The organism is Allobosea sp. CRIB-10, from assembly GCF_900112185.1.
Lineage (GTDB): Bacteria > Pseudomonadota > Alphaproteobacteria > Rhizobiales > Beijerinckiaceae > Allobosea.
Window position 1 is genome coordinate 191,935 of the sequence record NZ_FOKP01000006.1, and the last position, 21,328, is coordinate 213,262.

Genomic DNA, 21,328 nt, shown 5'->3' on the forward strand with positions numbered 1-21,328 from the left:
GATGGCGGCTCCGCTCCTGCTCGCTCCGGCGATGGTGGCGCTGCTGATCTTCGTGGTCATGCCGCTGCTCTGGGTGGCGCGGACCAGCTTCAACCAAGGCGTCGACGGCGCCTACATGGTCTCCGCCCTGACCATGGACAATTATGTCCGTTTCCTCGGCAGCTCCTGGTACCTGGTCAACACGCTCTGGTTCTCGATCCGCGTCGCCATCGTCGCGACCGCGATCTCGGTCGTGCTCGGCTACCCCGTCGCGCTCTACATCGCCCAGACGCGCGGCCTGCAGAAGAGCATCCTGATGACGATGGTGCTGGCGCCGCTGCTGATCGGCCTCGTCACCCTGGTCTATGGCTGGATCGTGATCTTTCGCGGCGGCGGCCTCCTGAACTCGCTGATGATCGCGATCGGCGTCTATGACGAGCCGGTCCGCTATATGTGGGACCTCAAGGGCGTGATCATCCTCCTGGTCTATATCGGCATGCCCTACATCGTGCTCTCGCTGCTGGACTCGATCGAGCGGATCAATCCCTCCTTCGTCGAGGCGGCCCGCAATGTCGGTGCCAATCGCTGGCGCGCCTTCTGGAGCATCACCTTCCCGCTGACGCTGCCCGGCCTCTATGCCGGCCTGGTGATCGTCTTCACCCTGAACTTCTCGGCCTTCGCGGTGCCGCTGATGGTCGGCGCCAACGACACGCAGATGATCGGCCTCGTCATCTATCGCGAGGCGCTGCTCAACAACGACCTGCCCTTCGCGTCGAGCCTGTCGGTGATCATGATCCTGGCCAATGCGACGATCCTGACCGGCATGGCCTTCCTGTTCGGCAGGCTGATCCTCAACCGGCTGGAGGCGAAGCGATGATGCGGCCCGATTCATCACTGTTTTCCCGAAGAGCGGATTCCATCTCTCGGGCCGATGCTCTGGGTGCGCTGGCGCTGCGGCTCGTTACCTATCTGGCGATGGGCTTCCTGTTCTTCCCGATCCTGATCACCCTGATGGTCTCGGTGAATCCGCAGGAGTTCATCCTGCCGCCGTCCGGCTTCACGCTGGAATGGTTCCGCCAGGCCTGGACCTCCGATACCTTCGTGCGGGCGATGGGGGTCAGCCTGTGGCTCGGCGTGGCGGCGACTCTGATCGCCAACGCGCTCGCCTTCATGGTCGTGCTGGCGATGGTCCGTTACGACTTCCGCGGCAAGGCGCTGCTCAACCTGCTGATCATGTCGCCGCTGCTGATCCCGACGACGATCTTCAGCTTGGCGCTCTACGTCTTCTTCGCCCGGCTCGGCTTCGGCTCCGGCATCCCGGCGCTGGTCATCGGGCATTCGATCCATGTCCTGCCCTTCGCCGTCCGCATCCTGACGGCGAGCATGCAGAATTTCGATCTCTCGCTCGAGGAAGCCGCGCGCAATGTCGGGGCGGGGCCGGTCCGCACCATGGTCTCGATCACCTTGCCCGTGATCAAGACCGGCCTGGTCTCCAGCCTGGTGCTCTACTTCGTCCTGTCCTGGAACGACTTCCCGATCTCGGTCTTCCTGGCGCCGGCGGGCTGGACGCCGCTGCCGGTCGAGCTCTTCTCCTACATCAAGTTCCAGTACGATGCGGTCGGTGCGGCGCTTGCGAGCTCGCTGATCCTGATCTCCATCGTCGTGATGGTCGTCATCGACCGGCTCTCGGGCCTGCGCCGCGTGCTGCGCTGACTTTCCGGGCATGAGGATGCGCTATTTCTCGAAGCTCGGCGGGGGGCGGTTCAATCCGACGATAATTCCAGTCTGAGCTATCCTGTGTTGAATCGCCGGGGAGCGGACATTCGGACTGTCCACAATTGGCCATTGGCCGTAGCCGTGGCCGTGTGGCTAACGATGCCAATGGTGGCCGGTGCGGTCGCCGTTAGATCGGATCGATGAAGCCTCCTGTGATCACGTGCAACCTCGTTGGGCAACGCCGCGATACAAAACGACAAAGGCGAGCCGTCTACCCTGCGCACCACAGGCGGTGGCGCCATGCAGCCAGGAGGTCGCTCGCTTAATTTGCGGCGGCGCTCAAGCAACCGTGCTTAAATGGAAGAGCGCCAGTTCGAAGAGGGGAGCACGAAATCGATGCTGAAAGCGCCGCCGGAATCAAGGGTGATTGCCTTCTCAGAGGCGCCCGACTCGTCCGCGCTGCGCCTGAATTGCCAACTGACAAGCCAGTTTTTTGTTGCGCCGCACAACGCGAAAAGTGCTTTCTGCTGCTTCCCCCCTGCTTCCCCGGCGGCGCCGGAGGGGTCCGGGAAGCAGAAAACGCCCCGAAGGGCGTCTGCTAAGCGCTTGATGTTGTTGAGATTGTCTGGAGCGGGCGAAGGGATTCGAACCCTCGACCCCAACCTTGGCAAGGTTGTGCTCTACCCCTGAGCTACACCCGCATCCGAGACAGTCGCGCCGCGTTGGCGGCGCGGCCGGTTTATTGCCCAACCGGATGAGAAGCGCAAGCGCCTTGTTGCAATTTTCTGATCGTCACGTGACAGCCCAGCAAAACCGCCGGGAAAACCGCGTCATTTCAGGGGGAGCTCGGGGGGCGGCCAGCACTATCGCCCTGGCCGGGTCAGCCGCGGCCGAGAATCGGCAGTTGCGCGGCAACTCGTGGTCCTGCGCAAGCCGTTCGACGCATGATCGCGGAGGCTGTGCCGGGGAAGGGCGGGCCGGGACGCCTTTTTCTCATCTTGCTTCGCTTGCCTGCGCCGGCCTGCGGCCTTAGGCATCGCGCAGTTTCCCTCTCCTTGCTGGCCGACCATGCCCACGCCGCTCTCTCCCGACGATCTCATCGCCAGGCTCGACGAGCTCGGCATCAAGACCGAGCGTATCGACCATGTCGCCGTCTTCACCGTCGCCGAATCGAAGGAGCTACGCGGCAAGGTGCCCGGCCACCACACCAAGAACCTGTTCCTGAAGGACAAGAAGGGGCGGATCTTCCTGGTCTCGGCGCTGGAGAGCACGCGCATCGACCTGAAGCGGCTGCACGAGCGCCTCGGCGCCAGCGGGCGCTTGTCCTTCGGCTCTGCCGAGCTGCTGATGGAGAAGCTCGGCGTCACGCCGGGATCGGTCACCGCCTTCGCCGTGGCCAACGACCATGGCCGCGACGTCACCATGGTGCTCGATGCCGCCCTGATGGATGGCGAGCGCCTGAACTTCCATCCGCTGGTCAACACGGCGACGCTCGGCATCTCCAAAGACGACATGCTCGCCTTCCTGCGCGCCGTCGGACATGAGCCGATGATCGTTGACCTTCCGTCGCCACCGGACGATGGACAGAACGGCTGAAGCCACCCATCTATGGGGTGGCCCGCCGCGACGGGCATCCGGTTTCCGGTTTCAGTACCGACAGATTGCTAGGTGAAGGACGAGCCATGCTGGTCAATGGCGATGCGGCCCCGGCCAAGGGGCTGATCAAGGACACGACGACGCAGGGCTTCCGCCAGGACGTCATCGCCGAATCGATGAACCAGCCGGTGCTGGTCGATTTCTGGGCGCCGTGGTGCGGCCCCTGCAAGCAGTTGACCCCGGTGATCGAGAAGGTGGTCAATGAGGCCGGCGGCAAGGTCAAGCTGGTCAAGATGAACATCGATGAACATCCGGCGATCCCCGGCCAGCTCGGCATCCAGTCGATTCCGGCAGTGATCGCCTTCCAGCGCGGCCAGCCGGTCGATGGCTTCATGGGCGCGCAGCCGGAAAGCCAGGTGAAGGCCTTCATCGAGCGCCTGGTCGGGCCGATGGGGCCGGGGCCGGTCGAGGAGGTGCTGGCCGCGGCGGCGCAGGCGCTGGAGGCGGGCGACGCCGCCGGTGCGAGCGAGCTCTATGCCGAGGTGCTGGCGGCCGAGCCCGAGAACATCACGGCGATCGCCGGCATGGCGCGCCTGCATCTCGACGCCGGCGACATCGAGAGTGCAAAGGGCTTCCTTGCCATGGTGCCGGAGGCGAAGGCGCAGGATCCGGCGGCGGCGGCGGTCAGGGCCGCGGTCGAACTCGCCGAGCAGGCCGCCTCGCTCGGCGACACCGCCGAGCTCGAGGCGAAGCTCGCGGCCAACCCGAAAGACCATCAGGCGCGGTTCGACCTCGCTCTGGCGCTTAACGCCCGCGACAAGCGCGAGGAGGCGGTCGATCATCTGATTGCGATCATCAAGGCCGATCGCACATGGAACGATGACGGCGCCCGCAAGCAGCTGCTGCAGTTCTTCGAGGCCTGGGGCCCGATGGACGAGCACAGCGTCGCCGGACGGCGCAAGCTGTCGGGCCTGCTGTTTTCGTGAGGAGAGAGGAGCGCACGCCGATGGGCATGAACGCGGTCTATTCCGGGCCGGACGACTGCCCGGCCGTGATCCCGCTCTTCCCGCTTGCCGGCGCGCTGCTGCTGCCGCGCGGGCAGATGCCGCTCAATATCTTCGAGCCGCGCTATCTTTCCATGATCGATGACGCGCTGCGCACGCACCGCGTCATCGGCATGATCCAGCCCGAGCCGGAGAACGGGCGCCAGCCGCAGGTGCCGGGGCTGCTTCAGGTCGGCTGCGTCGGCCGGATCACCCAGTTCGCCGAGACCGGCGACGACCGCTACATCATCACGCTGACCGGGGTCTCGCGCTTCCGGCTGGAGGAGGAGCTCTCGGTCACCACGCCCTATCGCCAAGGCCGTGTCTCCTATGGCGACTTCCTCGTCGATTTTGAGGCGCGTGCCGGCGAGGACGAAGTCGACCGTGCCGGACTGCTCAAGGCGCTGCGCAGCTTCGCCAAGGCGAACGAGCTCAAGATCGATTGGAAGGGCGTCAACGAGGCGCCGAACGAGGCGCTGGTCAATGCGCTCTCGATGATGTGCCCGTTCGGGCCGCGCGAGAAGCAGGCGCTGCTGGAGGCGCCCAGCCTGAAGAGCCGGGCCGAGGTGCTGGTCGCGATCACCGAGATCGAGCTGGCGCGCGGCGGCTCCGATCCGGACACGACGCTGCAGTGATCCTGACTTCCACCATTCATGTCGTCCCGGGCGACTGCAAGGAGACCCGGGACCCATGCCTGAGCCTTTCCGATGAAGGTTCAGGCATCGGTCCCGGATCGGCGCCGCTGGCGCGGCTTGTCCGGGACGATCGGCGTTATTTCAATCAAGGTTCGGTTCTTTGAGCGCGGCGATGTCTCAGCCCGTCGGTGCGGAGAGCCCGCCCGTCACTTATCCGCCGCAGCGTTCGGTCGTCGCCTGGATCTTCTTCGATTGGTCGGCGCAGCCCTTTTTCACTCTGGTGACCACCTTCGTCTTCGCGCCCTTCTTCGCCTCGGCACTGGCCAGCCATCCGGCGCAGGGACAGGCGCTCTGGGGCTATGCGACGGGCCTTGCCGGCCTCGCCATCGCATTGCTCTCGCCGCTGCTGGGCGGCATCGCCGACAAGACCGGGCCGCGCAAGCCGTGGATCGCGGTGTTCGGCGCGATGCTGGTCGCGGGCTCAGCGATGCTCTGGTACGCCAAGCCGGGATCGCCCTGGGCGGTGCCGATCGCGCTCGCAGGCTTCGTCATCGGCACGATCGGCGCCGAATTCGCGACGATCTTCAACAATGCGATGATGACGCGGCTGGTGCCGCCGGAGCGGCTGGGACGCCTCTCCGGCACGGGCTGGGCTGTCGGTTATCTCGGCGGGCTGGTCTCGCTGGCGCTGACGCTCGGCTTCCTCGCCGCGGATCCGCATACGGGCAAGACGCTGGTCGGCCTGTCGCCGCTGTTCGGGCTCGACGCCACGGCACGCGAGGGCGACCGCTTCTCGGGGCCGCTCACCGCGCTCTGGTTCGTGATCTTCGTCACGCCGATGTTCCTGCTGACGCCGGATTCGCCGCGGACCGGCATCCCGTTGAAGCAGGCGGCCGCCGGCGGTTTCTCGCATCTCAAGGCGACGATCGCCGAACTGCCCTCGCTGCCCGGGCTCGGTCGCTTCCTCCTTGCCAATATGATCTACCAGGACGGGCTCGTCGCGCTCTTCGCCTTCGGCGGCATCTATGGCGCCGGTGTCTTCGGCTGGCAGACGATCGAGCTCGGCGTCTTCGGCATCCTGCTGACCATCACCGGCACGCTCGGCGCCTGGGCGGGCGGCAAGCTCGACGATGCGATCGGCGGCAAGACGGTGATCCTCGGCGCCATCGCCTGCCTGCTCTTCGCCTGTATCGGCATCCTCTCGCTCGGGCCCGGGCAGGTCGCTTTCGTGATCGAGGCTGTGCCGGCAACGCCGGGTGACGGCCTCTTCGCCTCGCTGCCGGAGAAGGTCTATCTGGCCTTGGGCCTGCTGATCGGCCTCGTCGCGGGGCCCTTGCAGGCGTCGTCGCGCAGTCTGCTCGCGCGCATCGCGCCGCCGGCGAGGATCGGCGAGTTCTTCGGCCTCTTCGCGCTGGCCGGGAAGGTGACCTCGTTCCTCGGGCCGACGCTGGTCGCGCTGGCGACGACGATCTTCGCGAGCCAGCGTGCGGGTTTGGCGGTACTAATCCTGTTCTTCCTGACCGGCGCCTGGCTGATTGCTGGGGTGAAGGTCAAGCGACCGTAGGCTTCTCCCGACACCACTGCCGACTCCAGCTGGCAGCAGGCGCGCTATCGTGTTCGGCACGCGATTTCAGAGCCTGGCCGGCGCGGGAGAGTTGCGATGCGGATCGTGGAGATGGACGCGCCTGCAGGGCAGGGCGCCCAGCGGAAGGTAGTGGCAATTGGCGACAACCTCGTCGTGCCGCAGTCCGTGCTGAAATGGTACGAGATCGCCCAAGCCGGCATCGAGGCACCGATCGTCGCGCTGGCGCGGCAGGCGGCGGAAGGCTTTGCCGCCGGCCGGCAAGGCGAGGTCGGCTTCGCCATCCTGCATCGCTGCGGCGAGCATTTCCATTTCCTGCTGCTCTGCACCTGGCGCGGCACCAACGAGCTCTGGGAAACCGTGCAGTTCATCGATGAGGGCATGATGGGGTTCGCGCCGTTCGACGCGCCGCATGCTCATCGCGGGACCTTCTGCATCTGGGAGATGACGGCGGTCTCGCATGAGACCGCGGCGTGGCGACAGTTCCTGCTCTCGCCGCGCCGCGAGGCCGACCTCGAAGCCTATCTGCGCAGCCGTTACACCGGCGAGGCGTAACGCCGCCGCCGCGCCCTACGGCAGTGCCTTCAGGTATCGCACAGGCCGGCCCGGCGCCGCGGCGTTCGCCGCGTGGACGATCGCGTTCGCGTCGATGCCGAAATGGCGGTAGAGATCGGCGACCGTGCCGGTCTGGCCGAAATGCTCGACGCCGAGCGCCTTCTGCCGATGGCCATGGACGCTGCCGAGCCAGGCCAAAGTCGCCGGATGGCCGTCCAGCACCGAGACGATGCCGCAATCGCGCTGGAGATCGCCGAGCAGGCGCTCGACATGGCTTGTCGCCTCATGGTTGCCGCGCTGGCGCGCCCGCTCGGCCGCCTGCCAGCCGGCGTTGAGCCGGTCGGCGGAGGTGATGGCGAGCAGGCCGACATCGCGGCGGTCTTCGCCGAGCAAGCCGACGGCCTCGATCGCTTCCGGCGCGACGGCACCGGTATAAGCGATGACGACGGAGGCGTTCGGGCCGGGTTTGCGCAGCCAATAGGCGCCGTCGATGATGTCGCGCTCCAGCTCCGGGGTCATGGCGCGCTTGGGCTGCTCGACCTGGCGGGTCGAGAGCCTGAGATAGACCGAGCCGCCGGTTTCGTCGCGCAGCCAGGTGCGCTCGTCCGGATCGCCCTCGCCATCCTTCTGCAGGTATTCGAACGACCAGCGCATCATCACCGCGAGCTCGTCGACGAAGGCCGGCTCGAAGGCGCAGAGCCCGTCCTGGCTCATGCCGATCAGCGGCGTCGCGATCGACTGGTGTGCGCCGCCTTCGGGTGCCAGCGTGACGCCGGCCGGCGTCGCGACGACCATGAAGCGGGCGTCCTGGTAGCAGGCATAGTTCAGCGCATCGAGACCGCGCGAGATGAAGGGATCGTAGAGCGTGCCGATCGGGATCAGCCGCTCGCCGAAGATCGAGTGCGACAGGCCGAGCGCCGAGAGGTTGATGAACAGGTTCATCTCGGCAATGCCCAGCTCGATATGCTGGCCCTTCGGCGAGAACTCCCATTTCTGCATCGAGGGGATGCGCTCGTCCTTGAAGGTATCGGCCATCGAAGCCCGTGCGAACAGGCCGCGCCGGTTGACCCAGGGGCCGAGATTGGTCGAGACGGTAACGTCGGGCGCGGTGGTGACGATGCGGTCGGCGAGCGGGCCGCCGAGCTTGGCGAGTTCGTCGAGCACCTTGCCGAAGCCCATCTGCGTCGACATCGTCGCCTGGATGCCGGCTTCGAGCTTGGCCGGGACGGGCAAAGCAGGGGCCGAATGGCGCCGGCGCCCCTTAGCGAAGAACGGCACCTTGTCGAGAAAGGCGCGGATCTCCTTCTCCGGAAGCGTCAGGCCTTCGAACAGATCCCATTCATGGCCGGGCCGGACCTTGTTGGCGGCCTTGAAGCCTTCCATCTGTTCCTTGGTCATCAGGCCGGCATGGTTGTCCTTGTGGCCGGCGAGCGGCAGGCCGAAGCCCTTGACGGTGTAGGCGAGGAAGCAGACCGGCCGGTCGTGGTCGATACCCTCGAAGGCTTCGAGCAGCGAAGGCAAATCGTGGCCACCGAGATTGCACATCAGCGCCGAGAGCTCGGCGTCGGAGCGTTTCTCGATCAGCTTGGTGACCGGACCCTGGTCGCCAAGATCGTCCATCAGGCGCTTGCGCCAGGCAGCGCCGCCCTGGAAGGTCAGCGCCGAATAGAGCTGGTTCGGGCAGGAATCGATCCAGGCCTTCAGCCGCTCGCCGCCCTTCTCCTTGAACGCGGCCTGCTGCAGCGAGCCGTATTTCAGCGTGACGACCTCCCAGCCAAAGGCGCGGAACATCTGCTCGATCCGGTCGTAGAGGCCCTCGCGGACGACGGCGTCGAGCGACTGACGGTTATAGTCGATCACCCACCAGGTGTTGCGCACGCCGTGCTTCCAGCCCTCCATCAGGGCCTCGAAGATGTTGCCCTCGTCGAGCTCGGCATCGCCGATCAGGGCGACCATACGCCCTTCCGGCGTATCCCCGCCCCAGCCATGCGCCTTCACATAGTCCTGGACCAGAGAGGAGAAGAGTGTCTGGGCGACGCCGAGGCCGACCGAGCCGGTCGAGAAATCGACGTCGTCGATGTCCTTGGTGCGCGAGGGATAGCTCTGCGCGCCCTTGTAGCCGCGGAAGTTCTCGAGCTTCTCCTGCGTCTGCAGGCCCATCAGATAGTTGATGGCGTGGAAGATCGGCGAGGCGTGCGGCTTGACCGCGACCCGATCCTGCGGCTTCAGCGCGGCCATGTAGAGCGCCGTCATGATCGTCGCCAGCGAGGCCGAGGAGGCCTGGTGGCCGCCGACCTTCATCCCGTCCTCATTGGCGCGGATGTGGTTGGCGTTGTGGATCGTCCACGACGCCAACCAGAGGATCTTCTTCTCGAGCTCGGCGAGGATGGGCAGACGGGGATCGGACATCGCGGTGCTCCTTGGGCCGAGACATCATGCACAATTGCCTTGGGGAAGGCAGCTAAAGACCGCCTCGCCGGCTGACGGAATTGGCGGTTTCCGCTAAGCTCCCACAGCGAGGCGAGGGAAAATGCCAGAGTTCAAGCTCGACGAGATCGACCGCCGCATCGTCCAGGCCCTGCAGGCCGACGGGCGCATCAGCGTGCAGGAACTCGCCGGCAAGGTCGGGCTCTCGCCGAGCCCCTGCGCGCGGCGGGTGCGCCTGCTGGAGGAGGCCGGGATCATCGAGGGCTATGTCGCCATCGTGAACCAGGAGAAGCTCGGCCTGCCCGTCTCGGTCTTCGCCTCGATCAAGCTGGAGCGCCAGCGCGAGGAGGAGCTCGACCGTTTCGCCGCGGCGGTCTCGCGCTGGCCCGAGGTCGCCGACTGCTACCTGATGACCGGGCAGCGTGACTATCTCTTGCGCATCATCGTCAGCGATCTTGCCGCCTATGAGCGCTTCCTCAAGGACAAGCTGACGCGGCTCGACAATGTGGCTTCGATCGAATCGAGCTTCGCGCTCGGGCGGGTGAAGCGCTCCTATTCGGTGCCGGTGGGGCTGGGGCGAGGCTAACCGGCTCGTCCGTTTCCGAACCGCGCGCGATATTCCCCTGGCGCGACGCCATAGCGGCGCAGGAAGGCGCGGCGCAGGCGCTCGTCGTCGCCGAAGCCGGTGCGGACCGCGATTTGCTGGATGCCGATATTCGTTTCCTCAAGCAGGTCGCTGGCGAGTTCGAGCCGAACCGCCTCGACCGCCTTGGCCGGGCTGACGCCGGTTTCCTGCGCATAGACCCGGGCGAAATGGCGCGGGCTCATCGCCATGACCCGGGCAAGCTCGGGTACGGAAAGGTCGCCGGCGGCATGCTCGCGCATATGGGCGTGCAGAGCCTCGAAGCGGCCGGCGGCATCGCGCGACTGGCGCTGCAACTCGCCGCTGAACTGTGACTGGCCGCCGGGACGCTTGAGATAGAGCACGAGGTCGCGCGCCAGATCGAGCGCCGCCTTGCGTCCCAGGTCCTCCTCGACCATGGCGAGCGCCATGTCGATGCCGGTGGAGACGCCGGCCGAGGTCCAGATCCGGCCATTGCTGACGAAGATCGCGTCCGGCCTGACCGTGGTCGCCGGGTGCGTCGCGCCGAGGCGCTCGGCGTATTCCCAATGCGTCGTCGCCTCGCAGCCGTCGAGCAGGCCGGCGGCGGCGAGGATGAAGGCGCCGAGGCAGATCGAGCCGAGGCGGCGGGTCTTGCCGTTCTGCTCGCGCAGGAAGGCGAGCAGCGCCACCGAGCCGGCCGCCTCCAGTGCCGAGCGGCCGCCTGAGACCAGCAGCGTATCGATCGGCCTGGCCGCAGCCTCGGCGAGCGGGATGCTCGGCAGCGGCACGCCGGCATCGGTCTCGACCGGGCCGCCGTCCTCGGAGGTCAGGATGATCTCATAGACCGCGCTGCCGTCGGCGCGTTTCGCGTCGTTGAAGACCTGCAGAGGGCCGGTGACGTCGAGCAGCTTGGTGCGCGGGAAGAGCATGATGACGATGCGGATCGGCGCCGTTACAGGGATGGCAGGAAACGAGGTCATCTTGTCATTTATGACATCGTCCCCTCATGGCATCCAGTCCCCGCAACGAGAGGGAAAGACGCCATGTTGGAGCTGCGGCCGAATTGCGAACTCTGTGACTGCGACCTGCCACCGGCCTCGCTGGAGGCGCGGATCTGCAGCTATGAATGCACTTATTGCGCCGATTGCGCCGAACGGCTGCTCGAAAACGTCTGCCCGAGCTGCGGCGGCGGCTTCGTGCAGCGGCCGATCCGGCCGGTCGGCGACTGGGGCGGGCTTGGCCTTGGCCTCGCCAACCGCCCGGCCTCGACCAAGCGCCATCACTCGCAATGGACCGAGGCGCAGCGGCGCGAGCGCAGCGAACTGCTGCGCAACGTGCCGCCGCAGGAACGGTGACGTTCAGCGCCGCTCAAAATCGCGGTGGACGTCGTGGGTCCAGATGCCGGCGCCGTCAGGCGGGATCACCAGCCAGTCCTTGCGGGTCAGCGTCTGCTTGGTGTCCTCGTAGCCGGAGTGCCAGTGCTCCTTCATCGAGGTGCGCGAGAACTCGTGGTCCTTGGCGTGACTCTCATAGGTTTTCTGCTGGTAGATCAGTTGCAGGATGGTGTGCTCGGGGATCAAAGCGAGCTCGTCGCGGAGCTTGCGGTCATCCTCGCTCAGGGCATCCTCGGGGATGTGGCTGAGAGCCTCATGGGTCTTCTTCTTCCAGCCCTGCAGAGTCTGGAAGAGGTCGGTGACCATGCGGGTGCGCGAGGAGTACATGATGTCCTTGTGCCGGCCCATCACGTCCTGCATCGTCCTGGGCATCGGCCCGCGTGACGAGAACAGGTCGACCTGGAAGATCAGCGAGTTGAGCGTGTCGTCCTGCGCGAGCAGATGCGACAGCGGCGTGTTCGAGACGATGCCGCCGTCCCAGTAGTGCTCTGTGCCGATCTGGACGGTCGGGAAGGCCGGCGGGAGGGCGCCCGAGGCCATGACGTGCTCGGGCGCGATCTCCTCCAGCGTGTTGTCGAAATAGACGAAGTTGCCGGAGAGGGCGTTGACCGCGCCGACCGAGAAATGGACCTGCTTTGAGTTGATCAGGTCGAAATCGACCAGTTCGAGCAGGGTCTGGCGCAGCGGCGAGGTGTCGTAGAAGCTGGTCGCGTCGCTCGCGCCGGCTGGCGCCAGCCAGGCATTGGTGGGGCGCGGCTCGAAGAAGCCGGGCTGGCCGAGCATGGTCGTCAGGAAGGACGAGGTCGCGTTGCGCGCCTGACGGAAGATGTCACCCTCGGGCGTGAACCACCAGACCTTGCGGTCGGTGATGCGATCCCAGAAGGCTTCGAGCCGCTCCAGTCGGCGCTCGCGCGGATTGCCGGCGATGATCGCCGAGTTGATCGCGCCGATCGAGACGCCGGACACCCAGTCCGGCTCGATGTCAGCTTCGTGGAGCGCCTGATAGACGCCGGCCTGATAGGCGCCGAGCGCGCCGCCGCCCTGGAGCACGAGCGCGACGCGGTCGCAGCGCTCGGGGCGCCAGCCGAGATAGCGGTCGGTGGAGGACGGCGCAAAAGGGGCGTTCATGGCGCAGATTCCGTTCGCTCGATCGTGAGGGGAGAGCTGGATTTGCCCATGTCTGAGGGGCTGGCGGTGACAGGCATGTGACGCGGGCAATGTTGGATATCGGTGTCACCGGCCCGTCAGACAAGCTTCATCGCCCCGTCAGCTTGCTCTTCCACCTCAGCGGCATGGACCTTGCGACGCGGTTTTGCGTCGCGTTCTCGCGGCTGGAGATCACACATGCTCAAGGGCAAGACCGCCGTCGTCACCGGCTCGACCTCCGGCATCGGGCTCGCGATTGCCCGGGCCTATGCGGCGCAGGGCGCCAACATCGTCATCAACGGCTTCGGCGCGCCGGAGGCGATCGAGCAGGAGCGAGTCGGCATCGAGGCCGATTTCGGCGTGAAGGCGCGCTATTCGCCGGCCGACATGGCCCATGGCGGCGCAATCGCAGCGATGATCGCCGAGGCGGAAGCCGAGTTCGGCGGCGTCGACATCCTCGTCAACAATGCCGGCATCCAGTTCGTCTCGCCGGTCGAGGACTTCCCGGTCGAGAAATGGGACGCGATCATCGCGATCAATCTCTCGGCTGCCTTCCATGCCATCCGCGCGGCGCTGCCGGGGATGAAGCAGCGCAAATGGGGCCGGATCATCAACACGGCCTCGGCGCATGCGCTGGTCGCCTCGCCGTTCAAATCGGCCTATGTCGCGGCCAAGCACGGCATCGCCGGCTTGACCAAGACGGTCGCGCTGGAAGCGGCGACCTTCGGCGTCACCGCCAACGCGATCTGCCCGGGCTATGTCTGGACGCCGCTGGTCGAGAAGCAGATTCCCGAGACCATGGCGGCGCGCGGGCTGACCAAGGAGCAGGTCATCAACGACGTGCTCTTGCACGCCCAGCCGACCAAGCAGTTCGTCACCAGCGAGGAGGTGGCGGCGCTCGCTGTCTTCCTCGCTTCCGATGCGGCAAAGTCGATCACCGGCGTCATCCTGCCGGTCGATGGCGGCTGGACCGCGCAGTGAGGGTATCGCCATGAACCGCCAGCAGATCCTCGACTTGCCGTCGATGCCGCTCGCCGGGCCGAGCTATCCGGCCGGGCCCTACCGCTTCATCGACCGCGAATACATGGTGATCAGCTACGAGACCGATCCCGAGCTGATCCGCCACCACCTGCCCGAGCCGCTGATGCCGATCGCGCAGCCGGTCGTGCATTACGAATGGATCAAGATGCCGGATTCCTCCGGCTTCGGCACCTATACCGAGACCGGCATCGTCATCCCCTGCCTGTTCGGCGAGGAGGAGGTCAGCTTCGTCTCGCAGATGTATCTCGATATCGAGCCGCCGATCTCGGCCGGCCGCGAGATCTGGGGCTTCCCGAAGAAATACGCCCATCCCAAGCTGGAAGTCGTCAAGGACACGCTGACCGGCACGCTCGAATATGCCGGCCAGCAGGTCGCCATGGGCACGATGGGCTACAAGCATGAGAGCCTGGCCGGCAACGGCGTGAAGACGACGGCGATGCTGACCAAGACCCAGGTCAACCTGAAGATCATCCCCGGCGTCGACGGCGAGCCGGAGATCTGCCAGCTCGTCGCGCTCAACCTCACCGACATCACGGTGAAGGGTTCCTGGATCGGCCCCGGCCGGTTGCACCTGATCCCGCATGTCAACGCGCCGGTCGCCGATCTGCCGGTGCGCAAGGTGCTCGGCGCGCATCACTTCATCGCCGACCTGACGCTGCCCTTCGGCCGCAAGATCCATGACTACATGAAAGGCTGATACCACGGGTTGCACTCGCGGCCGCGCCGACTATCTTGCCGCGCCGGGGGCGCGAGGGATTTTTAGCGCGCATGATTGTCTCCTGGCTGGCGAACTTGCGCCAGGCCGTCAGTTCGAAGCTCACCATCGGCATTGGCGGATTGCTGGCACTCGCCATCACCTCTGGCCAGAGCCTGCTCGAGGCTCTGGAGCAGCCGGTGCTGCCGGCGCTCGCTGCCGGCACGCCGCTCGATGCCGGCCGCTGGCGTATCGTGCTGCATGAGGCGCGGCTGACCACGCATTCGCGGCCGGACGGGTCGCCTGCGCCCGGCGGAGCGCAGTTCCTGGCACTCGATCTCGACATCGCCAATCGCAGCTCGGAAACCGACAACACCTTCGCCCGCATCGTCGCCGTTGAGCCGCCGATCGAGGGCCTGCAGCCCAATCCGACCTTCTGGCTGTTGCGCGACAAGGCGATGCTGAGCGCCTTGCAGCCGGGGCTGCCCGAGCGCGTGCAGGTGATCTGGCGCTTGGCGCCGGGAGCAAAGGCGCCCGAGCGCTTACGGCTCGTCGTCAATGGCGAGACTTTCAAGCCACGCGACAATCTGTTCGCGGCGCCGGGCTGGTTCAATCGCAAGCCGATCGCAGTGGCGACCCTGCCGGTCGTCCCCGCGGAGCCGAAGCCGTGAGCGGCGCTTTCGCCAAGCTCGGCGCGCTCGTGCTGGCTGCAATGCTGCTGGCCGGCATGCAGCGCTATACGCCGGGCTATGCCGAGATCACCGGGCCGATCCCGCTCAGGGGCGAATTCGGCGAGACGCTGGCTGGCCGTGGCTTCACGGTGCGGGCCGACAAGGTGCTGCTTGCGCGGAAGCTACGCTTCAAGGCCTATGGCCGCGAGGTCGAGCGCGATACGGGCGGCGTCTTCGCGCTCGTGATCGCCCGGCTCGAGGCGCAGCCCGCTTCGATCACCATCGGCAGCGCGACCTGGCGCAGCGCTCAGGGCGCCCGTTTCGTCGCGAGCGCGCGTTTTCAGGGCGCGCCGAGGCTGCTTGGGGCAGACCGGCTCGAACCTGGCCTGCCACAGCGTGGCGTCTTCATCTTCGAAGTGCCGCGCGAGGCGGTGGACGGTGCGACGCTGCTGGTGGCGGCTTCGCGCTGGCCGCGGCTCGATACGCAAGTCGAGATCGCCTTGCCCGTGAAGCCGGACGCGCCCGCGCTGGTCATCGACCTCAGCGAGCTCGCCTATGAGTGAAGCCGCCATCTCGCCCGGCGCCATCAGAATGCGGCGCATCAGCCTGTGGATGCTGCCGCTAGCGTTGGCGCTCGGCCTCTTTCTGCAATCCCATGAGAACGCCTGGGAATGGTGGCGTTCGCGCGAGCTCTTCGCGCGACAGGTTCCGGCTGGGACCGCTGCGAGCCTGGGCGGCGCCGAGTGGAAGCTGGTGGGCCTGCGCCGTGTCGGCGAACGCTCGGACGGGCGAGCCGTCATGCTGCTCGACATGGAAGCGGTGGTGCGTGATCCCGAGGCCTTCGCCGTGCTGCCCTGCCGGCTGGTGCTGGAGGCGTCGGACGGGCGACGCTGGTCGCCGCAATTCCTGACGCCCAGCGAAGTCAACCGCCTGCCAGAGCGGCGCGGCCAGACCATCCCGACCTGTACCCAGGCGCTGGCGAGCAAGCCACAGGCGGGTGCGATGCTCAGGATCAGCGAGGGCTTCGTGCTGCCTGGCGGAATGAATGGGCAGGTGAGGCCGGTGCTCAGCCTGCCGACTGGGCGGCCGCATTATCTGCGCTTCGAGGTTCCGGGCTAGCGTTGCCGCGGCTCTGCGCGGCGACGGCGGCCTCCATCACCGCGGCGAGCAGGCAGATGCGCAGGCTCTCGACCAGGATGCCGCCGCGGATGTCGCTGGGTCCGCCGAGCAGGAAGGCGATGGCGTTGGCGATCACCTGCCAGCTGTCGAGATCGAGCGGTCCGATCAGGCGCGCCAGGCCGATCCAGAGCCAGGCGGCGGCGAAGCCGATCAGGCGATAGCCAACGACCAGCGCGATCAGCACCGAAAGGCTGGCGCCGAAGGCGAGGCGGACGCTGTTGACGACCGGGAGATAGCGCGAGCGATAACCGCCGATGAAATGCTCGGCGAAGTCACGAATGGCCTTCGGCGCTGCCTGCCAGCGCGCCAGGGCTGCCGCGGCGCGCCGGTCGCGGGCCAGCGCAGACGGGTCTTTGGCGTCATAGCCATAGATCGTCGCGGCCATCAGCAACCAGACCAGTGGCAGCAGCGCATAGAGGAAGAGGCTCTGCAGGCTTGTACTGAAAGGCGGTGCGGCGAGGTCGATCGCCTCCGGCATCGCTGCCTGCACCCTGCCGACCAGTGAGAACGTCCAGTCGTGGATGAGTCTGAGATAGGGCAGGCCGATCGTCTTGAGCCAGGTCCAGCCCGTGTCCTTCCAGCGCGACAGGGCGTAGAGGCCGACGAAGATCCAGTTGGCGTCGCAGGCGATGATCAGGAATTGCCAGAAGGGCGAGGGCCGGCGTGTCTGGGCAGCCTTGGCGAGCTTGCGCACCAGCCAGGCGAGGCCGATGGCGAGCACGAGCCAGAGCGAGAGCGGCGCGTCGAGAACGTTGACCTTCTCGCCAAGGCCCGCCTCGGCGAGAGCCCTGACCGAGTAGTCGCGGACGGTATCGCCGAGGAAGCCCCAGGCGGCGTAGTAGGCGAAGAAGGGCACGAGGGCGAGTGCGACGAGGCCGATCACGGCGCGAGCACCGACCGGCTGCGGCGCGTCGGCTTGCGGGCTCGCGCCGGCGATCTGCAGGGCCGCGACCGCAGGCAGATAGGGCCGCAGGGCCATGAACATCAGCACGGTGACGACGAGCTTGGCGAGGACCAATAGCGCGAGCATGGCGAAGCCGGCGAGGCTGTTGAGATAGCCGAGTTTCACTGCCAGCGGCAGCAGGAGCTCATTGGCGATGGAGCCGAGCGCCGCGAGCAGCAGCAGGAACGGCCAGGCCTGGCGCCAGAGCCGGAGGAAGAGGCGGGCGAGGCCGGCGATCTCTTGCATGGGCTGGGTTGTACAGGCTCATGCCCGGAGGGTGAACCCTCCGGGACCGATCGCAGCGCTATCGCCCGCGCTTTGTCTCCAGGCTCTTGCTCCAGCGCGAGAGCGCAAAGCAGATCAGCCAGTAGAGGGCGCCGGAGAAGACATAAGCCTCCATGTTCATGCCGACCCAGTTGGGATCGGCGAGGGAGGCCTGGGCGATGCCGAGCAGGTCGAGGATCGAGACCACCAGCACCAGCGTGGTGTTCTTGACCAGCGCGATGAACTCGTTGGTGATCGCCGGCAGCGAGATGCGCAAAGCCTGCGGCAGGATGATGAACCAGGTCGCCTTCCAATAGGACAGGCCAAGCGCGGTCGCCGCCTCGCGCTGGCCCTTCGGCAGCGCCTGCAGGCCGCCGCGCACGGCTTCGGCCATATAGGCGGCGATGCAGAAGCCGAGGCCGATCACGGCGCGCGCCAGCCGGTCGACGCCAATGCCGGCCGGCATGATCAGCGGCAGCAGCAGCGAGGCCAGGAAGATCACCGCGATGATCGGCACGCCGCGCCAGAACTCGATGAACAGCACCGCTATCAGCTTGACCACCTTGAGCTCGGACTGGCGGCCGAGCGCGAGCAGGATGCCGAGCGGGATCGCGATCAGGCTGGCATAGATCGAGATGAAGACGGTCAGCATCAGCCCGCCCCATTCGCGCGTCTCGATCGCGCGCAGGCCGAAGCCGCCGGAGAGCAGCCAGATTCCGAGCGGCGGCAGGATGACGAGCGCGGCGAGGCCGAGGCTCAGCTTCAGCCGCTTCGGCGCGAAGACGATCGCTGCGCCGGAGAGCGCGAACAGGATGCCGGCGAGGTTCGGCCGCCAGCGCTCCTCGATCGGATAGAACCCGTACATGAACTGGCCGAAGCGCGCCTTGATGAAGACCCAGCAGGCACCGGTGCCGGTGCAGTCATTGCGGGTCTGGCCGCTCCAGGTCGCATCGATCAGGGCCCAGCGGATGATCGGCACGGCGATCCAGGCGATCAGCGCCGCGAGCAGCAGCGTCACCACGGTGATGGTCGGGGAGCCGAACAGGCGCTCGCGCCAGCTGGTCCGGAGGGCGGAAGCGGCGCTCATCGGGTCACCAGCGCGATGCGGGCATTGTACCAGTTCATGAAGGCCGAGACGGCGAGGCCGATGACGAGATAGACCGCGAGCGTCATGGCGATGATCTCGATCGCCTGGCCGGTGTTGTTGAGCGCCGAGCCCATGAACAGGCTGACCACGTCGGGATAGGCGATCGCCGCGCCGAAGGACGAGTTCTTGAGAACGTTGAGGTACTGGTTGGTCATCGGCGGCGTCATCACCCGCAGCGCCTGCGGGATTGTGACGAGGCGCAGCGTCTGGCCAGGCTTCAAGCCGAGGGCACTGGACGCCTCGATCTGGCCATGCGGCACCGACTGGATGCCGCCGCGCACGATCTCGGCGATGAAGCCGGCGGTGTAGGTGACGAGCGCCGCGAGCAGCGCGACGAATTCAGGGATGACGACGAAGCCGCCGCGATAGTTGAAGCCGCGCAGCACGGGAATGTCCCAGCGCGTCGCCAGCGTCGCCCAGGCGAGCGCGATGGTGGGGACGAGCAGCAGCAGGACAAGGCCGACGCGCAGGATCGGTGCGTCCTGGCCCGTCGCTTCCTTGCGGCGCCTGGCCCAGCGCAGGAAGAGCCAGTGCAGCAAGCAGGAGATCGCGATCGCGATGAAGGCGACTTTGAAGTTCGCGCCGGCATCGGGCAGCGGGATGGTCAGGCCGCGATTGTTGAGGAAGGCGACGCCGAAGACCGAGAGGCTCTCGCGTGGCGCCGGCAAAGCGGCGATGACGCCGAAATACCAGAACAGCACGAAGAACAGCAGCGGGATGTTACGGACGAACTCGACATAGGCGCCGGCGATCGCCTGGACGAGCCAGATCGAGGAGAGCCGGGCGATGCCGATCAGGAAGCCGAGCGCCGTCGACAGCACCAGCGCGATCACCGTGACCAGCATCGTATTGGCGACGCCGGCCCAGAACAGGCTGAGGATGTTGTCCGACTGGGTGTAGTTGGTCAGGACGAAGGGCACCTCGATGCCGGAGGTGCGCCAGAGGAAGTCGAAGCCGGAGGCGATGCCGGCCTGGACCATGTTCTGCGAGGCGTTACGGATGAAATAGACCAGCAGCGCCACGAGGCCGATCAGCAGCGCCGCCTGGTAGAAGACGTCGCGGACGCGCTTGTCGTTGATGAAGGCGAAGGCTTTGCTCAAGGGGCGGCCGTCCGGCTTGGGGCGTCATTCTCGGGTGCAGACAACGCTGCGACCCGAGAATCTCCTGACACGAAGGCTGGTTTCCGAGATGGTCGGGTCAAGCCCGACCATGACGGGAGCATCTCACTGGAACGGCGGGGTGAAGAGCAGGCCGCCCTTGGTCCAGAGCTGGTTCTGGCCGCGCTCGAGCTTCAGCGGGGAACCCATGCCGACGGTGCGCTCATAGCTCTCGCCATAATTCCCGACCTGCTTGATCGCCTTGTACATCCAGTCGTCGGGCAGGCCCATCATCGCGCCGAAGCCGCCCTCGGCGCCGAGCAGGCGGCGGACTTCGGTGTTCTTCGAGTTCGCCTTCATCTCGTCGACGTTCTTGGAGGTGATGCCGAGATTCTCGGCGGCGATGGTGCCGTTCAGCACCCAGCGCACGATCAGCTGCCAGCGTTCGTCGCCATAGCGGGTGACCGGTCCCTGCGGGTCGTTCGAGATCGGCTTGGTCAGGATGACGTGGTCGTCCGGAACCTTTAGCTTGGCGCGCTGGCCGGCGAGGGCGCCGACGCCGGCGGTGTAGGCGTCGCAGCGGCCGCTGTCATAGGCGGTGATGGCGTCGTCGTTCTTCTGAAAATTGGTGATGGTGACCTTGAGGTTGCGCTCGCGGAACCAGTCGGCGGCGTTCTTCTCCTCGGTCGAGCCGGCGGCGACGCAGACCGAGGCGCCGTCGAGCTCCTCGGCCGACTTCACGTTCGCCTTCTTGCGGACGATGAAGGTCTGGCCCTCGTAGAAGTTGATGCCCTGGAAGTTCAGGCCGAGCGTGGCGTTGCGCGAGAAGGTGATGGTCGAGTTGCGCGAAAGCACGTCGACCTGTCCCGATTGCAGGATCGGCCAGCGCTGCTGCACCGAGGTCGGCGTGTACTTCACCTTGGTGGCGTCGCCGAGCACGGCGGCGGCGAGGGCGCGGCAATAATCGACGTCGAGCCCGGTCCATTCGCCCTTGTCGTTGGCGAAGGAGAAACCGGGCAGGCCGAGATGCACGCCGCATTCGAGATGGCCGCGCGCCTTGATGGCGTCGAGCGTCGGGCTGGGCGCGAGCTGCTGCGCGGAAGCGGCGAGTGTGCCGGCGGCGAGCAGCGCCGCGGCGAAAGTGATCGTCTTCATGTCCGTTCCCCATCCTGTAGCGTCATGACGCCACGTCTGGGCGACTATGCAACAACCGGGCAGGGGAAGGTAAGGGGGCGTTCGCAGTTTCCTGCCAGTGCCTGACGCAATCGCAGCGCCGGCAATCTACCAGCCGCGCTGAGCCTTGATCGCCCGCTTCTGTATCTCCTTCTGCTGGCGCCAGTAGTCCTTCTGGGCGTCGAGCTGCATGCGCTGCCAGTCGCGGATGCGGTCCTTGCGCGAGGTCGCGTTGCGATAATCGTTCCAGTCGTAATGATCGTCATGGACGTCGTCGTCGCCGAGCGCGTCGAAGAATTTGCGCAGCATCGAACGCGCGGGCTCGATCAGCAGGGTAGGCGTCACCTTCGGGACGGGCATGAAGGCCGGCGCTGCGGAGGCGTCGGAAGCGGCAGTGAGGGCGATGGCGAGCGACAGGAGAACGGGACGGATCGTCATGATG

The 21,328-nt window shown here is 66.4% G+C and carries 22 protein-coding genes and 1 tRNA gene; 14 read left to right on the forward strand and 9 right to left on the reverse strand.

The annotated features are described in order from the left end of the window. Nucleotide 1: 1 nt before the first annotated feature. Entirely contained in the window at nucleotides 2-856 is an 855-nt protein-coding gene (locus BMZ69_RS10975) for an ABC transporter permease (RefSeq protein ID WP_092156663.1), read from the forward strand. Next, nucleotides 853-1,692 (forward strand): ABC transporter permease, encoded by an 840-nt coding sequence (locus BMZ69_RS10980; RefSeq protein ID WP_244543314.1) that lies wholly within the window; start codon nucleotides 853-855, stop codon nucleotides 1,690-1,692. Before BMZ69_RS10975 ends, BMZ69_RS10980 begins: the two co-directional genes overlap by 4 nt. Before the next feature lie 629 nt (nucleotides 1,693-2,321). On the opposite strand, the gene BMZ69_RS10985 is transcribed toward BMZ69_RS10980, so the two are convergent. Further along, nucleotides 2,322-2,396, reverse strand: a tRNA-Gly gene (locus BMZ69_RS10985). Nucleotides 2,397-2,763: 367 nt separating this feature from the next. On the opposite strand from BMZ69_RS10985, the gene BMZ69_RS10990 reads away from it, so the two are divergent. The 5 genes from BMZ69_RS10990 (at nucleotide 2,764) to BMZ69_RS11010 (ending at nucleotide 7,106) form a co-directional block, all read left to right on the forward strand. Then, entirely contained in the window at nucleotides 2,764-3,291 is a 528-nt protein-coding gene (locus tag BMZ69_RS10990) for a prolyl-tRNA synthetase associated domain-containing protein (RefSeq protein WP_092156664.1), read from the forward strand. A gap of 86 nt (nucleotides 3,292-3,377) precedes the next feature. Next, nucleotides 3,378-4,277, forward strand: a complete 900-nt coding sequence (gene trxA / locus BMZ69_RS10995; RefSeq protein WP_092156665.1) for a thioredoxin — start codon at nucleotides 3,378-3,380, stop codon at nucleotides 4,275-4,277. A 20-nt stretch (nucleotides 4,278-4,297) separates the two neighbouring features. Then, entirely contained in the window at nucleotides 4,298-4,969 is a 672-nt protein-coding gene (locus BMZ69_RS11000) for an LON peptidase substrate-binding domain-containing protein (protein ID WP_092156666.1), read from the forward strand. 172 nt (nucleotides 4,970-5,141) lie between these two features. Further along, the gene (locus BMZ69_RS11005) at nucleotides 5,142-6,533 is read left to right on the forward strand and encodes an MFS transporter (protein WP_092156667.1); all 1,392 of its coding nucleotides are present in this window, start codon (nucleotides 5,142-5,144) and stop codon (nucleotides 6,531-6,533) included. Nucleotides 6,534-6,644: 111 nt separating this feature from the next. Then, a complete protein-coding gene (locus BMZ69_RS11010) occupies nucleotides 6,645-7,106 on the forward strand; it encodes a hypothetical protein (protein WP_139219031.1) in 462 nt (153 codons plus the stop codon). Between the two features lie 15 nt (nucleotides 7,107-7,121). On the opposite strand, the gene BMZ69_RS11015 is transcribed toward BMZ69_RS11010, so the two are convergent. Beyond that, nucleotides 7,122-9,515: a transketolase-like TK C-terminal-containing protein gene (locus BMZ69_RS11015; protein ID WP_092156669.1), complete on the reverse strand. Its 2,394-nt coding sequence runs from the start codon at nucleotides 9,513-9,515 to the stop codon at nucleotides 7,122-7,124. Between the two features lie 121 nt (nucleotides 9,516-9,636). Between BMZ69_RS11015 and BMZ69_RS11020 the strand changes: the two genes are divergently transcribed. Further along, nucleotides 9,637-10,119: an Lrp/AsnC family transcriptional regulator gene (locus BMZ69_RS11020; protein WP_092156670.1), complete on the forward strand. Its 483-nt coding sequence runs from the start codon at nucleotides 9,637-9,639 to the stop codon at nucleotides 10,117-10,119. Here BMZ69_RS11020 and BMZ69_RS11025 read toward each other — a convergent pair. After that, nucleotides 10,116-11,117: a GlxA family transcriptional regulator gene (locus BMZ69_RS11025; protein ID WP_210188012.1), complete on the reverse strand. Its 1,002-nt coding sequence runs from the start codon at nucleotides 11,115-11,117 to the stop codon at nucleotides 10,116-10,118. The genes BMZ69_RS11020 and BMZ69_RS11025 overlap by 4 nt on opposite strands. A gap of 63 nt (nucleotides 11,118-11,180) precedes the next feature. Between BMZ69_RS11025 and BMZ69_RS11030 the strand changes: the two genes are divergently transcribed. Then, nucleotides 11,181-11,492: a DUF1272 domain-containing protein gene (locus tag BMZ69_RS11030; protein ID WP_092156671.1), complete on the forward strand. Its 312-nt coding sequence runs from the start codon at nucleotides 11,181-11,183 to the stop codon at nucleotides 11,490-11,492. Between the two features lie 3 nt (nucleotides 11,493-11,495). On the opposite strand, the gene BMZ69_RS11035 is transcribed toward BMZ69_RS11030, so the two are convergent. Further along, nucleotides 11,496-12,659, reverse strand: coding sequence for a patatin-like phospholipase family protein (locus tag BMZ69_RS11035; protein ID WP_092156672.1), 1,164 nt, complete (start codon nucleotides 12,657-12,659; stop codon nucleotides 11,496-11,498). A gap of 216 nt (nucleotides 12,660-12,875) precedes the next feature. Between BMZ69_RS11035 and BMZ69_RS11040 the strand changes: the two genes are divergently transcribed. The 5 genes from BMZ69_RS11040 to BMZ69_RS11060 all read left to right on the forward strand — a co-directional run bounded on the left by BMZ69_RS11040 (nucleotide 12,876) and on the right by BMZ69_RS11060 (nucleotide 16,202). After that, nucleotides 12,876-13,658 (forward strand): 3-hydroxybutyrate dehydrogenase, encoded by a 783-nt coding sequence (locus BMZ69_RS11040; RefSeq protein WP_092156673.1) that lies wholly within the window; start codon nucleotides 12,876-12,878, stop codon nucleotides 13,656-13,658. A 10-nt stretch (nucleotides 13,659-13,668) separates the two neighbouring features. Beyond that, nucleotides 13,669-14,415 carry an acetoacetate decarboxylase gene (locus BMZ69_RS11045; RefSeq protein ID WP_092156674.1) on the forward strand — a complete coding sequence of 249 codons (747 nt, stop codon included), beginning with the start codon at nucleotides 13,669-13,671 and terminating at the stop codon, nucleotides 14,413-14,415. A gap of 71 nt (nucleotides 14,416-14,486) precedes the next feature. Beyond that, nucleotides 14,487-15,083 (forward strand): hypothetical protein, encoded by a 597-nt coding sequence (locus BMZ69_RS11050; RefSeq protein ID WP_092156675.1) that lies wholly within the window; start codon nucleotides 14,487-14,489, stop codon nucleotides 15,081-15,083. After that, entirely contained in the window at nucleotides 15,080-15,646 is a 567-nt protein-coding gene (locus BMZ69_RS11055) for a hypothetical protein (RefSeq protein WP_092156676.1), read from the forward strand. The genes BMZ69_RS11050 and BMZ69_RS11055 overlap by 4 nt, the downstream gene beginning before the upstream one ends. Beyond that, nucleotides 15,639-16,202, forward strand: coding sequence for a hypothetical protein (locus BMZ69_RS11060; RefSeq protein WP_092156677.1), 564 nt, complete (start codon nucleotides 15,639-15,641; stop codon nucleotides 16,200-16,202). Before BMZ69_RS11055 ends, BMZ69_RS11060 begins: the two co-directional genes overlap by 8 nt. Here BMZ69_RS11060 and BMZ69_RS11065 read toward each other — a convergent pair. From BMZ69_RS11065 to BMZ69_RS11085, 5 genes are all read right to left on the reverse strand, one after another. Further along, nucleotides 16,150-17,451: a hypothetical protein gene (locus BMZ69_RS11065; protein ID WP_092156678.1), complete on the reverse strand. Its 1,302-nt coding sequence runs from the start codon at nucleotides 17,449-17,451 to the stop codon at nucleotides 16,150-16,152. The genes BMZ69_RS11060 and BMZ69_RS11065 overlap by 53 nt on opposite strands. Before the next feature lie 58 nt (nucleotides 17,452-17,509). Next, a complete protein-coding gene (locus BMZ69_RS11070; protein WP_092156679.1) occupies nucleotides 17,510-18,556 on the reverse strand; it encodes an amino acid ABC transporter permease in 1,047 nt (348 codons plus the stop codon). Next, the gene (locus BMZ69_RS11075; RefSeq protein ID WP_210188013.1) at nucleotides 18,553-19,716 is read right to left on the reverse strand and encodes an amino acid ABC transporter permease; all 1,164 of its coding nucleotides are present in this window, start codon (nucleotides 19,714-19,716) and stop codon (nucleotides 18,553-18,555) included. The genes BMZ69_RS11070 and BMZ69_RS11075 overlap by 4 nt, the downstream gene beginning before the upstream one ends. Nucleotides 19,717-19,839: 123 nt before the next feature. After that, complete coding sequence (locus BMZ69_RS11080) at nucleotides 19,840-20,868, reverse strand: amino acid ABC transporter substrate-binding protein (protein WP_092156680.1); 1,029 nt, start codon at nucleotides 20,866-20,868, stop codon at nucleotides 19,840-19,842. A gap of 126 nt (nucleotides 20,869-20,994) precedes the next feature. Further along, nucleotides 20,995-21,324, reverse strand: coding sequence for a hypothetical protein (locus tag BMZ69_RS11085; RefSeq protein ID WP_092156681.1), 330 nt, complete (start codon nucleotides 21,322-21,324; stop codon nucleotides 20,995-20,997). Nucleotides 21,325-21,328: the final 4 nt, after the last annotated feature.

Excerpts from the sequence above, each read along its gene's own strand:
- BMZ69_RS10975 (WP_092156663.1), top strand. The coding sequence starts at position 2 with ATGGCGGCTCCGCTCCTGCTCGCTCCGGCGATGGTGGCGCTGCTGATC.
- BMZ69_RS10980 (WP_244543314.1), top strand. The coding sequence starts at position 853 with ATGATGCGGCCCGATTCATCACTGTTTTCCCGAAGAGCGGATTCCATC.
- BMZ69_RS10990 (WP_092156664.1), top strand. The coding sequence starts at position 2,764 with ATGCCCACGCCGCTCTCTCCCGACGATCTCATCGCCAGGCTCGACGAG.
- trxA (WP_092156665.1), top strand. The coding sequence starts at position 3,378 with ATGCTGGTCAATGGCGATGCGGCCCCGGCCAAGGGGCTGATCAAGGAC.
- BMZ69_RS11000 (WP_092156666.1), top strand. The coding sequence starts at position 4,298 with ATGGGCATGAACGCGGTCTATTCCGGGCCGGACGACTGCCCGGCCGTG.
- BMZ69_RS11005 (WP_092156667.1), top strand. The coding sequence starts at position 5,142 with ATGTCTCAGCCCGTCGGTGCGGAGAGCCCGCCCGTCACTTATCCGCCG.
- BMZ69_RS11010 (WP_139219031.1), top strand. The coding sequence starts at position 6,645 with ATGGACGCGCCTGCAGGGCAGGGCGCCCAGCGGAAGGTAGTGGCAATT.
- BMZ69_RS11015 (WP_092156669.1), bottom strand. The coding sequence starts at position 9,515 with ATGTCCGATCCCCGTCTGCCCATCCTCGCCGAGCTCGAGAAGAAGATC.
- BMZ69_RS11020 (WP_092156670.1), top strand. The coding sequence starts at position 9,637 with ATGCCAGAGTTCAAGCTCGACGAGATCGACCGCCGCATCGTCCAGGCC.
- BMZ69_RS11025 (WP_210188012.1), bottom strand. The coding sequence starts at position 11,117 with ATGACCTCGTTTCCTGCCATCCCTGTAACGGCGCCGATCCGCATCGTC.
- BMZ69_RS11030 (WP_092156671.1), top strand. The coding sequence starts at position 11,181 with ATGTTGGAGCTGCGGCCGAATTGCGAACTCTGTGACTGCGACCTGCCA.
- BMZ69_RS11035 (WP_092156672.1), bottom strand. The coding sequence starts at position 12,659 with ATGAACGCCCCTTTTGCGCCGTCCTCCACCGACCGCTATCTCGGCTGG.
- BMZ69_RS11040 (WP_092156673.1), top strand. The coding sequence starts at position 12,876 with ATGCTCAAGGGCAAGACCGCCGTCGTCACCGGCTCGACCTCCGGCATC.
- BMZ69_RS11045 (WP_092156674.1), top strand. The coding sequence starts at position 13,669 with ATGAACCGCCAGCAGATCCTCGACTTGCCGTCGATGCCGCTCGCCGGG.
- BMZ69_RS11050 (WP_092156675.1), top strand. The coding sequence starts at position 14,487 with ATGATTGTCTCCTGGCTGGCGAACTTGCGCCAGGCCGTCAGTTCGAAG.
- BMZ69_RS11060 (WP_092156677.1), top strand. The coding sequence starts at position 15,639 with ATGAGTGAAGCCGCCATCTCGCCCGGCGCCATCAGAATGCGGCGCATC.
- BMZ69_RS11065 (WP_092156678.1), bottom strand. The coding sequence starts at position 17,451 with ATGCAAGAGATCGCCGGCCTCGCCCGCCTCTTCCTCCGGCTCTGGCGC.
- BMZ69_RS11070 (WP_092156679.1), bottom strand. The coding sequence starts at position 18,556 with ATGAGCGCCGCTTCCGCCCTCCGGACCAGCTGGCGCGAGCGCCTGTTC.
- BMZ69_RS11080 (WP_092156680.1), bottom strand. The coding sequence starts at position 20,868 with ATGAAGACGATCACTTTCGCCGCGGCGCTGCTCGCCGCCGGCACACTC.
- BMZ69_RS11085 (WP_092156681.1), bottom strand. The coding sequence starts at position 21,324 with ATGACGATCCGTCCCGTTCTCCTGTCGCTCGCCATCGCCCTCACTGCC.